This is a genomic window from Arthrospiribacter ruber (assembly GCF_019343195.1).
Classification (GTDB): Bacteria; Bacteroidota; Bacteroidia; order Cytophagales; family Cyclobacteriaceae; genus Arthrospiribacter; species Arthrospiribacter ruber.
On sequence record NZ_RPHB01000002.1, the window covers coordinates 321,806 to 335,663 of the forward strand.

Below are 13,858 nucleotides of genomic sequence, written 5' to 3' on the forward strand. Positions count from 1 at the left end.
AATTGAATAGAAACATTTTTTTATATAAAACAAGATAATCTTGTTTGTGAGCGTACATAAAGTCTACACTCAGGAACAAATTAACAAGCGGTTTCAAAAAATCATTTTCCAAGACCTTTTAAGGCATTATTATAGAAACTTTATAATCCTGAACACCTTAAAAATCAAAATTGAAACTGCTGATTTTAATAGCTATCCATCTGAAGAACATATTTTGAAATTCAAATCATTACCAGAAGACTTACGAATAAACAAGTTTACAACATCAGGAAAAAATCATGACTCGTTACATGAATTTGAACTCCTACTGAGAAATATAAATGTTGAAATTGATGTGTTTTTGGATCACCTTAAAAACAAAGATTTGAACAAAGAAATTAAATTGAGAGATTTCAATGCAATGTTTTTTAAATTTTCCATGATAGCTGAAAGGATAACTAAAATTCTCAAAGACTTAAATTACAGGGATTTCAATTCAACAGAACATTTTTACGCCTATTTAAAACAAGTCAGCGAAGAAAATGCTAAAAGAAAAAAATCCGTCCCACCATCTTTAGAAAGTCAAAGAATGAAAATTGAAAGTGGGAAGGAAAACTATTTTGACCAATTGGGTTTGAGCAAAGAGCTAGACAATGACATAAGATTAGAATTCGATGTAATACAGCTTATACCTTTCTACCAAACTACTACTTAATATAATGTAAATGAACATATCGCTCTGCAAAAGTTATATATTCACTTGACCTTTTTTGGATACAGTTGAAATTTCTTTCTTACTTGAAGCATTGTCTTTTGCCATGCTGGGCACATTGGTTTTGGTTCTCTGGGGCTTCTTAAAAAACATGAACCATACTTATTGATGTTGAAAAAATAGAATCGAAACAAAGGAAAGCGAAAAACTGATCAAAATCAGATTCAAAATCCAACTTCAGCACCCCTCCTTACAAAAATTTTAGGAGAAAAAAAGTCCAAAACTGGACATTTTTTGTAGAATATTTTTCTTTTCTTGAGTCTAAAAACCTTCAAAACCAATGAAAAACCTCCTCCAATTATCCAGCTTATTGGTGCTCCTATTGTTTGTCTCCTGCAATTCCAACCCAAAATCTGTGGCCCAGAATTTTGCTGAAAACCTGGCAAAAGGAAACACGGAAAAAGCCAAGAAATATGCCACTGAGGCAACGGGCAGCATGATAGACATGGCCCTTAAAATGGGCCTAAGTGAGCATATCACGCCAGACTTTACCTACAAAGCCTACAAGGATTCCATTGTCAACAACAAGGCCTGGGTCAAACTCAGGGATCCTAAAAATCCGGACGCACAAATACAGGTTATCTACCTTATCAATGTGGATGGAAAATGGCTGGTACAGATGTAAATCATTAGGCTATGGTGCTAAGTAAAGAAACGGAATTGTTGGTTTCTTTACTTTCATTCTTTGTGCCTATCCCTAACTGGTTAATCAGGACAAGAAAAATAGTATCCAATGCCCTTGATTGTAATGATTTCAACGCCAGGATCTGCTTTTAAGAAGTCTCTCAATTTGGTGATGTAAACATCCAGGTTTCGGGAATTGAAATAACTGTCATCATCCCAGAGTTCAAGAAGTATCTTTTTCCTCTCCAGGGTGCTGTTTAAATGTTGGAGAAGTAAAGAAAGAATTCCTGCTTCTTTATGGGAAAGTCTTCTGACTTCTGCTTCAGGGCCTTTCAGTTCATATCGATTGGGAGAAAATGTAAATCTCCCAAAATTGATTTCCTTTTGATTGCTGTTTTGTCCATGGGTAAGCGTCAACAGATTTTCAATACGGATAATCAGTTCCTCCAAGCTAAAAGGCTTCTTCAAATAATCATTGCCTCCTGCTTTAAAGCCCTTTAATACATCATCTAACTGACTTTTGGCAGTAAGAAAAATGATAGGCATTTTGGGGTGGATATTGCGGATATTTTGAGCCAGGGTAAATCCATCCATTTTTGGCAGCATGATGTCCAGGACACAAATATCCGGTTGATGTGATTCAAATAAACTTAATCCGGCAAGGCCATCTTCAGCCATCACTACTTCATACTTTCTGCTCTGAAGACTCTCCTTAACAATCTTCCCTAGGGCAGGTTCATCTTCTACATATAGAATTTTAGTCATTTTTAGGAAGTTGAATAGTGAAAAGAGTTCCTTTATCAATTTCAGATTTAATGAAGATTTTGCCATTATGCTGCTTCACTGCTCCATAGACCTGAGCCAGGCCTAAACCATACCCTTTGACATCATGGATATCTTGCTGAGGAACCCTGACGAATTTTTCAAATACTTCCTTCTGGTACTTTTCAGGAATACCTATTCCCTGATCCTGAACTTCAAGTTGTATATTACTTTGGTTCCCGAGAAGTCTGATGCTGATTACCTTGGTCTTTTGGCTGTATTTTACCGCATTGTCCAACAGGTTAAATATCATCATGGCCAAAGACTCCTGATTACCCCTGAAATGATAATCAGCTTTATCCTTTTTATAGTCAAAAAGAAAGCCTTTGGATTTCATTATTGGCTTGAATGACAAGAGCTGTTCCTCTAAGATTTTATCGAATTCAATCCTTGTCTTAGGGGAATCCTTTTGTCCTGAAACGGCTGAACTGAGAATGCTCTCAGACATTTTGTTAAGTCTTTTAAGCTCTCTTTTGGCGATCTGTATATATTCCTGTCTGGTTTCGGTCTGTTGATCCGCTCCGAAATTTTCCAATGCTTCGAGTACTACTCCTACGGTAGCCACAGGGGTTTTAAGCTCATGGGTGATGTTGCTGATCAGGTCATTTTTGAGCATGTTGAGTCTTTGTTGCCTGATGATATTTCTGTATAAAAAGACAAATGAAAGGCTGATCAGTGCCAATACCAAAATCCCAAAAATCAAGGGGGGCAGCATTTTCATCCACAGGAACTTTCTATAATCCTCAAAGTAAGCCTGGAAACTTGTCCCAAAAGGAACATTCACTTCTTCTAAATACAGGGTGGAGCTATTTTTAGGTAGGGTATCTTTTTCCCCTGGAGAGAATTTATTAATGCCTGCAGTCAGGTCATACCCTTGATTCTGGAGCCTTTGGTTAAAAACCTCCACCACCTCTTCAGTTCCAAACAGTTCTTTGTTAAAATTGAATTCAAAAGTCTGTCTTTTAGGAAAGCTATCGGATTTTAAAATAATGGGCCTGACAATTCTTCTAATGGAATCTGCCTGAAGGTTAACATCTCTTGAAACTATCCTTATTACCCTATTTTTCGAAGAATCAGTTTTGATAGATCCCAGGGAGTCTACAATTACCTGAATATGAAAGTTTTCATCATTTACATCCCTGGTAAATTGTTGGTCAAAACTTCTGAAAACCACACCCTTCCTTGAATGATCGATCAAGCTGTCCAGATTGGGGATGAGCGGAATCCCATCTGAAGACGCCCTTTTCCAAACCAAGGAGTCAACCATTCCGGTGATTGTAGTGGCAAAAAGCAGAGAAGTTTCCTGTTTTAAGCTGCTTTTGTTTTCCTTATAGACTGCATTGAGGTAAAATACCTGCAATAAGATCAGAACCAGTATACTGAGGACCATTAACAAAAGATAAGGTCGGTTTTTTTGCTCCATGGAACAAATATATATGCTTTTCAGAGGGCTGATTCAAACCATTAACCTTAATTAACCTTGTTTCCAGCTTGCTTAACCTACTATCAGGATTCCATATTCTAGTTTTGGAAATCCAATTATTGTATTCAAAACTTCAGCATCATGAAAAAATACATCCTGGCCGTATTGGCCTGCCTCCTACTATCATTTATAAGCCAGCAGACTGAAGAAGCTGCCATTATTTACAGCACCAAGGTAAACATGCACAAAAGAATTCCTGAAGACAGGCAAGAAATGAAACAGATGGTCCCCGAGTACAACATCACTAAAAACATCTTGCTTTTCAATGAAAATGAGAGCCTGTATAAAAGTTTGCCAGAAGAAGAAAACCCATTTGATCAGACATCCGGTGGAAACAGAATTATGGTGCGGACTATATCGCCCAATGAAACTTATTTAGACAGGGATAAATCAATGGTGACCCAGCTGAGGGAGTTTATGGGCAAAAAATATTTGATCAAAAAGGAGCAAAACCAGATTCCTTGGAAATTGGAGCAGGACACCAAAGAAGTGCAGGGCTTTTTATGCAAAAGTGCTTCATTTATTGACGAAAACGAAAGAGAGATAAAAGCCTGGTATACAGAAGACATAAGAGTATCTCTTGGGCCTGAAAGCTATAATGGCCTACCGGGATTAATATTGGAAGTGGCCATCAATGATGATGACATGGTCATCAGTGCCGAGAAAATAGATTGGAGGGCTTTAAAGAAAAATGAAATTAAGGTTCCAAAAGGTGGCCAGGAAGTTTCAGAGGAAGAATACATGGCTATGATAGAAGAACAAATGAAGAGCATGGGTATGCAGCCACAAGGATCAGGGGGATTTAGGATGATCATCAGAAATTAATACTTGCACTATGAGCCTTCCCCTATTCCAACCGAAAATTTAAAAACCAAGAATTTGTAAATACCAACCCTATCAAATGGCTGAGCTATCCCTCTGCATGGTGAAAATGAAAACTAAACCAACTTTATTTATATTGATTTTGTTCCTTTTGAGCTTTCAGATAAATGGCCAAAACATACGCTGGACATTGACCGGAAGCCTTGAAGGTGAAAAAGGCCAAATTTTACAGTCCGCTACTGTTACCCTTTTAGACCCTTTGGATTCCACTTTGTTGGCATTTGGTGTGAGTGGGGCAAGTGGAGCTTTTGAAATCAAAAACATCCGTAATGAGGAGGTGATAGTACAGGTTACCTATATGGGATATGAACACTTTTTCCAAAAAATCCAAAGACCGGAAAATGCTTTGAGTCTGAACTTGGGAAAAGTAACTCTCAAGGAAAAAACAGAGGAATTGGATGAGTTCACTTTAGAGGATATAGCACCTATAACTATCAAAAAGGACACCATAGAGTACCATGCTGAGGCATTTAAAACACAGCCCAATGCCAATGTAGAGGAACTGCTTAAGCGTTTACCGGGTGTAGAAATAGATCAGGAAGGAAATATCAAAGCGCAAGGCGAAACGGTCAAAAGAGTATTGGTAGACGGTAAGGAGTTTTTTGGCAATGACCCTAAGCTGGCCACTAAAAACCTTTTGGCGGAGGCCATAGATAAAGTACAGATTCTGGACAGGAAATCCGAGCAGTCACAGTTTACCGGTATCGACGACGGACAGCGGGAAAAAACCATCAACCTAAAGCTTAAGGAAGATTATAAAAAGGGCTTTTTTGGGAATCTGACGGGGGGCTATGGATCCGATAACCTTTACAAGCTTCAGGGTAATCTCAATAGGTTTTCTGAAAACCAACAGCTTTCATTTCTCGGCCTTTCCAATAATATCAATGAACAGGGATTCTCCATTGAAGACTATATAAACTTTCAAGGAGGGGTTCGAAGCGTTGCAAGTGGGGGTCAGATAAGAATTACTGTCGGCGGTCCCGGCGGCGGAAGTTCAGGTATTCCGATCAATAGCGGACAAAGGCTCAATGGAATTATGAACAGCCACGCTTATGGTGTTAACCTAAACCAGGACTTTAATAAAAATACAAAACTGAGAAGCAGCTATTTCTTCAATCAGCTCAATCATCAAATTACTCAAGATACTGATCGGTTAAATTTTTTCCCCTCAGGAGATTTTACTTTTGAAGAAAAGAGCATTCAGGACAACCAATCCAGCAACCACAGGCTGAACCTGATCATAGACCAAAAAATAGACAGCCTAAACTCATTTAGGTCCACCACCAATGCCCAGCTGAACCAAACGGATAGGTTTGGAAGAAGCATTTCCAGCACAAAAGATATGGACGGGAACCTCCTCAACAGGGGCGAAAGATCCAACCTTACTTTTGGAAATTCCTATCAGGCCAACACAGAGATGCTGCTTAGGCATAGGTTTAAGAAACCGGGAAAGACCATTTCTGCTAACCTGACCTTTGGGTTCAATTCCAGTGATTACGAAGGGATTTTGTATGCTGAAAATGAATTTTTTGGCACTGAAGAAGAAGTGGAAATACTGGAACAGGAAAACACACAACAAAATCAAAACCTCAATTACGGGGTGAACCTTGCGTATACAGAACCTCTTGGAGGAAGAAAATACCTGGAGTTGGTCTATAATTTTACCCAAAACAGAAATGAAGTAAACCGGGAAGTATTTGACAGAGACGGAGAAAGTCTGACTTTCAACAGAGGCCTGAGCAATAGGTTCCACGCTGTATATACTTATCACAGACCTGGAGTCAACATTTCCTATAATCCTGGGAAATACAATTTCGTAGCAGGATTGGCCATGCAGGCAACCTCACTCAATGGAGAACTGTTCCTATTAAATGAATCGATTAACAACAATTTTATAAATCTGCTTCCAAGCATGCGCTTAAACTACGGGTTCAGCAATACAAAAAACCTGATGCTCAATTATCAGACATCTGTGAATGAACCGGGTATAGAGCAGTTGCAGCCTGTAATCAACAATGCAGATCCGCTTAATATTTTCATTGGCAACCCCGAATTAAGACCTGCCTTTAACCATAGTTGGCAAGCCAATTACAACAGCTTTGATATGGGAAGTTTTGTCAATCTCTTCATCAATGCTTTTGTCAACTTTACCGAAAATGCCATTGTCAATTCCCAAAGTATTGATGAAAGACAGATCCGCACAATTATGCCTGTGAATGTGCGGAATAATACAGTTGTTGGAGGAAATATAAACTTCGGATTTCCGATCAAGCCTTTGAACAGCAGGTTTAATATAGGTCCCAACCTTAATTACAGTAGAGGATTCAATCTTATCAATGAGCTTGAAGACCAGATTAAAATCAGCAATGTAGGAGGAAATGTTCGCTATGACTTCAACTGGAAAGAGTTTGTAAACCTTGGCCTCTCGGCTAATATCAGCAGGCAGAACACATCATATGCCTTCAACCCTATGCAGAACCAGCTCTTTTTAAACCAAAACTATAACGCAGAAATCGGTTTAAACTTCCTTGATAAGTATGCGGCTTCCTGGAATTTCAACTATTTGAAATTCAATTCCAGAACTACTGATTTTGATGAGTCCATACCTCTTATCAACCTTTCTTTCAGCCGCTTTGTGTTAAAAAACAATATGGGAGAAATCAGAATTTCCGGAAACAACCTACTTAACCAAAATATAGGAGTAGTCCAAAGAGCTGATATAAATTTTATTGAGCAAACGGTGACCAATAACCTGGGAAGGTTTATCCTACTTAGTTTTACCTATAAACTCAATAGCAAGCTAAACCCTATGAATGCTTCTGGCAGACCGGGAGGAGGAATGAGAATGATGCAGATAAGAAATTGAAACACAATGGTAATTAAATAAAAGGATAACCCTTACAGTCATTAACAATAGATTATAAAACTGATCACAAAAATCCAAAATAAAAAAACAAAGTATCTTAATCTCTTCAAGGTTGCTGGAAACGGGTTGGTACAAATGTGAGTTGCTATTTTGGTTTCCGTTATATGATATCTGTTCAAGATATAATTCCCGGAGTTTTGAAGTCCAAAATATTTACCTAATTTGCTAGTCAAATATTTGGTAAACCATAATTTTTCTTTACTCTATTTTAGGAATTTTGTTTATTGGGATAGCAGGAGGTACTATTTACTTGGGATTTTTAATAGGTAAAAAAAACGATAAATGAATTTAATGGGCAAACCAATTCAACATTCAAGGGGTTTTCTTATCAAATAAATTCTTGTCACTGAAAAGACAATCCAATAACCACAAGATCTGACCATCATACAGGCTTTGTTCAAACCTACCTTTTTTTTGCTGATCAAGTTTTAAAATCAGACTCAGAAGTTTCAGTGCCTTTAAGCGATTAATGGAAGGTGATTTCCTAATACCCTCAATGATTTCATTTCCTTCCAGCCAATTTCCCCAATCAAATGCAGGCATGAGCCCCGAAGTAAGTAAAAACCTATGCAGTTCTGTGTCCAAGCCACGTAAGTCCAGATAGGTCCTGACTGCTTCAGGGGTCAGCTTTATGGGCAGGTCATAAAGTTTTTGAAACATTTTTTCCAACTGTAATTGGTATTCCTTCAGCTCGAGTAATTTCTTATCCCCCTCTTCTGAAACTAAAAATTCTTCAATGGTATCTATTGGAGTAAAAACAACTTTCATTTATCTAGAATAAGTACAAAGTAAAAGTAAAAAATTTGATTTAAGACAGAGCATATGAGTTAGCATATTTATCTTTTCAATGACTAAAAAAGGGGCTTCCCCCTTTTTCAATTCTAAAACGGACAGATATCCAGAATATAATCCACTGCTTTCTGTGCTTTACCTGATGCTTCAAATATCAGGTTCTTGTCTGAAGATAGTTTCTCCATCCAGGCCTGTATGTATGCTGCTGAGTTACTCAGCAATTTTTCATCAGATATACCGACATATCCTGAAAGTATTCCCGCACCTATTTCTGCTATCAGTTCCTCTTTTGAATATACTTCGCTTCCAAAGCCCTGATTGGCGCTTACCCCTTCCCTATTCAGCCTTGACACATGTCCTGTCGCATGGACAAGTTCATGAAAAAGCACATTGTAATAAGCTTCGGAAGAATGAAACTTGGAAATTGCAGGGATACAAACCTCATCAGTCAGCGGTGAATAATATGCTTCATCCCCACTATTGGAAATTTTTGGAGGGTCGGGCATTGTTCCAACTATTTCCTCACAAAGATCAATTTTAGGTTTATTGCCAAGGTTGGTGTTTTCCAACCCGCTAAGGTCAAGCTCATCGCAATCTCCAACATTAAAAACCTTGTAATATTTGAGAAATGCAGTTTTCACCACAAGAGCAGGATCAATTTACATAGCTTCTATATCTGAAATCCTTTTTCCTGATCCCTTCAGCTTATAGTAATATTTCCAGTAAGTTATAGGAATGGAAGTGGCTCCTTTTCTGACCTTTCCTCCAAGAGATTGCACCTGTTTAAAAGTAAGGTAATAGGGCAGTTCATGTCCAAATGAATGAAGGATAAGCAAGTTGATTCCCCTGTATGTTTTCTTTGTCAGAAAATTCTGGGGTAGCACTCCGTTTCTCCAGGGCTTTTTCCAAGGAATCACCCCTTCTTCCAATTTTGCAATAATCATGGCCGTTACCATTTCCGCAATGTCTCCGGTTGTTTTTTTCTTTGAGGTCTTCATAACATTTTCGTTTTGGTGAAAGATTGAATTATGAAGCATCCTCAGGTTTTTGCACACACTGAAGGCAAGAGGAAACGGAATAAAAAACATCGTGGCTTTATGCCGTAGTCTCTTGGCCTGTGTGGGATTCAAAAACCTATTTTGGCTGAAAAATGGAATAGAAATAAAAAATTAAATCAATTATAGTTTATGTTCCTGTTCGCATTTTGCAAACAAAGAACACAGCTCTATTTTTTCTACAATGAATCTGTTTTTATGAACTGAAGAATGCCGGTTTCAAAACACAAAAGCAAAATAATCTTTGATCAAGCCTTCTGAATAATCAGTGAAGCCAATCCGGGATTATCCATCATCCTTTCCAATTCTTTTTCAATAAGTTCCGCAATCTGGGACTTGATGATCTGGTAATTTTCCATGACTTCCCATTCCTTGATATCACGCGCCTTTGGAATCTCTTGGTATCCCTTTTCCTCCAAGGCAATTGCTTTATGGTCATTGATGATCTTGGCATGAAAGCGCTTCAGCTCTATTTCCTGATCCGGGTTATCCGCCACCAAGCCAATAAACTCCCCGGAGCTCAATGTTGCAATTGTAGATGGAGGAACTGCCAGGTCCAGCTGTTTGGAATGGCTGATAGAAATATCATTGCTGTTGATGGAGAGACTCTGCCTTTTCTGTACAATCTTTCCAAACCTGTCTGAAAGCTGCTTGGCTGTTTCCCCGAGCACCTGCCCTGAAATGATATTTCCCACAGTATTCATGATCACTTCTGCCTGCTCCCTTCCATAGTCTTTTTTGAGTTGGGAATAGTCCTGTACCCCAAGCGTAGTGGCCACTTTGTTACTTCTGGCAGTAGCAATCAGGCTGTCAATGCCATTGAAGTAGATCGTGGGAAATTCATCAAAAATCAGACTGGATTTCATCATCCCCTTTTTGTTGACAAGTTTGGTTATCCTTGAGATATACAGCGAGAGCACTGCCCCATAGACCTGCTGTTTTTGGGGATTATTGCCCATGCAGACAATTTTGGGATCAATAGGATTGTTGACATCCAGGGTGAATTCGCTGGCAGATAATACATAGTACAATTGGGGAGAAGAAAGCCTTGCCATGGTGATTTTGGCACTGGCAATCTGCCCTTCCAGCTGCTCGGCAGCACCTTGAAGGTAGGCAGACACGAACGGGTTGATCAACACTTCAATTTCAGGCTCCGTTCTTAGCACCGAAAAAAGCCTGTTGTAATCTACCTGCATCATCTCAATTACATGGGGAAGGGTACAATAGATGCCTCCCTGGTACTTTTTCAAGAACCACATCACGGCGGTCAAAAAGTTGATGGGAGATTCCACGAAAAAGTCTCCCTGTTTTTTAATCCATTCCCTGTTCAGGCCCAGCATAATGGTTCGGGAAGATTCAGACGCATCCGTAATATCCATCATGGTGGATGGCTCCAAGGGATTGCACCTGTGGCTCCTGTTCAGGTCATCGAAATTGATGGTATAGAACTTCGGCAAAATCTTATAAGCTCCTTTGTTTCTTAGAAGGGCATTGTAGGCAATTCTTGAAAGATCATCATATTTGAAGTCATAAATGAACATCGAAAAACCTTTGGCAATGTGCTGGGTAATGATATGCCTGATGACAAAATAACTTTTCCCTGACCCAGGAGTTCCCACAACCAAGATGGCCCTGAATGGATTGATGAAGTTTATCCAACTCTTCCTCACCTTCCCTGCCAGTTTGTAGACAGCAGGAAGGTTTACAGAATATTCACTGACAAGCTTGCGTTCCTCTTGCGGGAATGTCTCATTGATTTTATTGAATACATCCGGTTCAAAATATCCACTGAGGTATCTTGTCAGAAGCGTTGCCCCTGCAAGGACCATTAGGTAAGCCCCCACTGTCACTATTTTGTAGAGCATGTGCTTTATGTCAGCTTCCAAAGCTGTACTGTAAACCAATGGTCCACTCCAATAAAGCATCACTCCTATCATCAAAAGCAGCAATGGCACCCATGCTTTTAGCTTATTAGACTTCTTGCCCTGAACACCCAATATGGAAATCAGTAAAAGGACAAAAGAAAAAAACTTCGCATCAAAAGGAGGTATAAATATACCCGTCAAGGCCGCTTTTTGGAGCAAAGCATCAAATATGGGATGTTCAAGTTGTAGGCAGGCAAAAAACCCCCTGCATGTTACATAGAGGTGCAGCACCAACAGAATTAAGCTAGACTTTCTAGTCAGTTCCAGTATTTTCCTTAATGCATCCTGATTGTCTGCTGTGGCCATGTTAATGTTGTCCTTTCTTTTTCTTTTTTCTCTTCTTTCTGAATGGGTCAGGCGTTGCAAAGTTCCTTTCAGGAATCTTCCAAGAAACCATATAAGCAAGTTGTTCAAGGTCGGGCCCCAAACTTCCGGTTTCGGGTTTGGAAAGGGTACCTTTGCTCTGGGTATAAGTTTGTTTCTCTGAAACATCCAACCGGTTTTGGTCTGTCCACTCATCCTCTTCTTTGTCCTGGCCTTTTAGAAACAGCTGCGATAAGCCTTCAGCAGTATAATCTTTTCCAAGGTCTGAACCTTTATAAACCTTTCTATGAATGTTATCAATATAGGTTGTGCCATACAGCCTCCCTTCCCCATTGAAAGCGGTCTTTAACCCAATGGCATTCTTTTTCAGTTCCAGGATAAAACCCTCCAGGTCTCCATTATTTTCACTCACCCTCTTCCTAACTGCTTCCAACCTGTTGATCAGCCCTTTATCCGGTTTGGTTTTTCTTTCCTGATCTGCCTTTTTTTGAATTTTTGATAGTGTGGGTCTTGAATGTATGGAGCTGGCTTTAACGGGAACACTGCATCTTCTGCCTTCGCTGTCAAGGATAAAATATAGCAGCCCATGCTGAATTCCTGATTCATCAGTTTTCCCTGCCTTTACGGCTTCGATCCTAAACTGTGAAAGTGCAGCATTATACGCAGCAAAAGACCTGAAGCTGTAAGTCCTGAATACTTCTGTCACAATGGAGGAGATGAGGGATTTGGTTTCTGCCACACCGTATTCGGCCTTTTCCAGAGGTGCTCTAAGCAAATAATCCTTTTTCTGATCCTCTGCTTTGATTAGCCCCAGTTCGGTTTCAAGCTCCTTCCTTGCCGTTTCCGACTGGTTCTTCCCCAGATTATGCGTTTCTATCCTCTTCCCTTCCGCATTAATATTCACTGACACGATATGGATATGTGGGTGTCCTGCATCAAAGTGCCTGTAGACCATCCAAGGCTGGGAACCAAAACCTATCCGCTCCATATATTCATTGGCTATAAATGCCAGAAGCTTGTCATCTATTTTATCTTTCAGGGAAAAATTCAGAGATATATGTACCGCGTTAGTTTTGGTCCTTCTGTTCAGATCCAGGAGTTTCTTAAACCTGATAAGCTTAAAATCTGTGGAAGAACTTTCCATTCCCTTTGGAAAGCCTTTTGCCATTAGCACTTTAGCTTCTCCAAGCTTCACCTTTTTTTCATTGTAGATGATGAGACCCCGGAGAGATTTACCTGTTGTTATTTTTGCAACCATATTTTATTGAATTTGGCAAATTGTTCTTCGAGTAGGTTCTGATTGGAAACCACCTGTGAAAGGAGATTTTCCATTTTCCGGAATCCCCCTTTATTGTCCGTAATCCCTTCCTTGGTTAAAAAGGATCTGAGAAGTTGGTTGACCTGAATGTTTATGGACTGGATAACAGCACAGTATTGGGACAATTTTTCCATTACAAGGTCAAGGCTGTTATCATGGTGGACAATTCTGATTTTCCTATTCAAAATGATGTTCCTTACCAGTTCGCTCATGGTCAGTCCCTGTCCTTTGGATATCAGCTCCTGAAGTTCCTGAAATTTCTCTTCAGGTATCCTGCAATCTACCTTTCGTGACAGGGCATTTTTAGCTAGTCCTCTATTTTTAATGCTCATGATTATTCTCTTTTAGGTAAACAGAAAATCCGAGTTCCGAGGATTTTCAAAAAGCGACTTCAGAGCTGAGGGAAGGTTTTGGCGTAGACAAAACTACATCTAGCTAACTGCAGCACAGCAGTTCCAAATTTCCCTATTCTTGGGCTTGACAATTTTTGAAAAACATGACTTTTTCCCATATCAGTCTCAGTTTTCCAGGTTCCACATCCAGCTGGAGGCAGCTAATTTCCAATCCCGCAAAGGAGTACCGTTTTCATTTCTCCATCCCAATGACTGGTAGTAAAAGAAGAACACATCGGCTTCTTCCAGAGGGTAATCATTTTGTCTAAAATAGTTTCTCACCTGATCCTGATCCGGTGAAAAAAGCTGCAGGATTTCCTGTTGGCTTTCAATTGAAATTTGCATGGCTAATTGAATTTGGTTCAGATCAAATCTCAAAAAGCCACAGATAAAAAAATCAGTAGATGAACAGGAATGGGGTGAAAAATCAGTCTAAAAATAAAGTTTCGCTCAAAGGCTATCTATGAATTTAAACACTGTTCATTCCATTGGGTAGGAATAAACATTGATCTCGATGAGTACAAAAAACTAAAATCTAAATTTTAAGGTGATAATAAGAAAGTA

The 13,858-nt window shown here is 39.3% G+C and carries 13 protein-coding genes; 4 read left to right on the forward strand and 9 right to left on the reverse strand.

Annotated elements, in window-relative coordinates:
• The first annotated feature begins 40 nt into the window (after positions 1 to 40).
• Positions 41 to 694, forward strand: coding sequence for a hypothetical protein (locus tag EGN73_RS04355; protein ID WP_219287254.1), 654 nt, complete (start codon positions 41 to 43; stop codon positions 692 to 694).
• Between the two features lie 337 nt (positions 695 to 1,031).
• Complete coding sequence (locus EGN73_RS04360) at positions 1,032 to 1,376, forward strand: DUF4878 domain-containing protein (protein ID WP_219287255.1); 345 nt, start codon at positions 1,032 to 1,034, stop codon at positions 1,374 to 1,376.
• A gap of 80 nt (positions 1,377 to 1,456) precedes the next feature.
• On the opposite strand, the gene EGN73_RS04365 is transcribed toward EGN73_RS04360, so the two are convergent.
• Positions 1,457 to 2,140 (reverse strand): response regulator transcription factor, encoded by a 684-nt coding sequence (locus EGN73_RS04365; RefSeq protein ID WP_219287256.1) that lies wholly within the window; start codon positions 2,138 to 2,140, stop codon positions 1,457 to 1,459.
• Positions 2,133 to 3,587 carry a sensor histidine kinase gene (locus tag EGN73_RS04370; RefSeq protein WP_219287257.1) on the reverse strand — a complete coding sequence of 485 codons (1,455 nt, stop codon included), beginning with the start codon at positions 3,585 to 3,587 and terminating at the stop codon, positions 2,133 to 2,135. The genes EGN73_RS04365 and EGN73_RS04370 overlap by 8 nt, the downstream gene beginning before the upstream one ends.
• A 174-nt stretch (positions 3,588 to 3,761) precedes the next feature.
• Between EGN73_RS04370 and EGN73_RS04375 the strand changes: the two genes are divergently transcribed.
• Both EGN73_RS04375 and EGN73_RS04380 read left to right on the forward strand, forming a co-directional pair.
• Positions 3,762 to 4,505, forward strand: coding sequence for a GLPGLI family protein (locus EGN73_RS04375; RefSeq protein ID WP_219287258.1), 744 nt, complete (start codon positions 3,762 to 3,764; stop codon positions 4,503 to 4,505).
• Positions 4,506 to 4,581: 76 nt separating this feature from the next.
• Entirely contained in the window at positions 4,582 to 7,428 is a 2,847-nt protein-coding gene (locus EGN73_RS04380; protein ID WP_246611470.1) for an outer membrane beta-barrel family protein, read from the forward strand.
• A gap of 372 nt (positions 7,429 to 7,800) precedes the next feature.
• On the opposite strand, the gene EGN73_RS04385 is transcribed toward EGN73_RS04380, so the two are convergent.
• From EGN73_RS04385 to EGN73_RS04415, 7 genes are all read right to left on the reverse strand, one after another.
• On the reverse strand, positions 7,801 to 8,256 hold the full coding sequence (locus EGN73_RS04385; RefSeq protein ID WP_219287259.1) for a DUF6508 domain-containing protein: 456 nt from the start codon (positions 8,254 to 8,256) through the stop codon (positions 7,801 to 7,803).
• Between the two features lie 113 nt (positions 8,257 to 8,369).
• Positions 8,370 to 8,921 (reverse strand): zincin-like metallopeptidase domain-containing protein, encoded by a 552-nt coding sequence (locus EGN73_RS04390; protein ID WP_219287260.1) that lies wholly within the window; start codon positions 8,919 to 8,921, stop codon positions 8,370 to 8,372.
• Between the two features lie 18 nt (positions 8,922 to 8,939).
• On the reverse strand, positions 8,940 to 9,278 hold the full coding sequence (locus EGN73_RS04395; RefSeq protein ID WP_219287261.1) for an ArdC-like ssDNA-binding domain-containing protein: 339 nt from the start codon (positions 9,276 to 9,278) through the stop codon (positions 8,940 to 8,942).
• A gap of 305 nt (positions 9,279 to 9,583) precedes the next feature.
• Entirely contained in the window at positions 9,584 to 11,665 is a 2,082-nt protein-coding gene (gene mobC / locus EGN73_RS04400; protein ID WP_425515018.1) for a conjugal transfer protein MobC, read from the reverse strand.
• Entirely contained in the window at positions 11,568 to 12,842 is a 1,275-nt protein-coding gene (locus tag EGN73_RS04405) for a relaxase/mobilization nuclease domain-containing protein (RefSeq protein ID WP_219287262.1), read from the reverse strand. Before EGN73_RS04405 ends, mobC begins: the two co-directional genes overlap by 98 nt.
• Entirely contained in the window at positions 12,827 to 13,234 is a 408-nt protein-coding gene (locus EGN73_RS04410; RefSeq protein WP_219287263.1) for a plasmid mobilization protein, read from the reverse strand. Before EGN73_RS04410 ends, EGN73_RS04405 begins: the two co-directional genes overlap by 16 nt.
• Positions 13,235 to 13,420: 186 nt before the next feature.
• Positions 13,421 to 13,639, reverse strand: coding sequence for a hypothetical protein (locus EGN73_RS04415; RefSeq protein ID WP_219287264.1), 219 nt, complete (start codon positions 13,637 to 13,639; stop codon positions 13,421 to 13,423).
• Between the last annotated feature and the right edge of the window lie 219 nt (positions 13,640 to 13,858).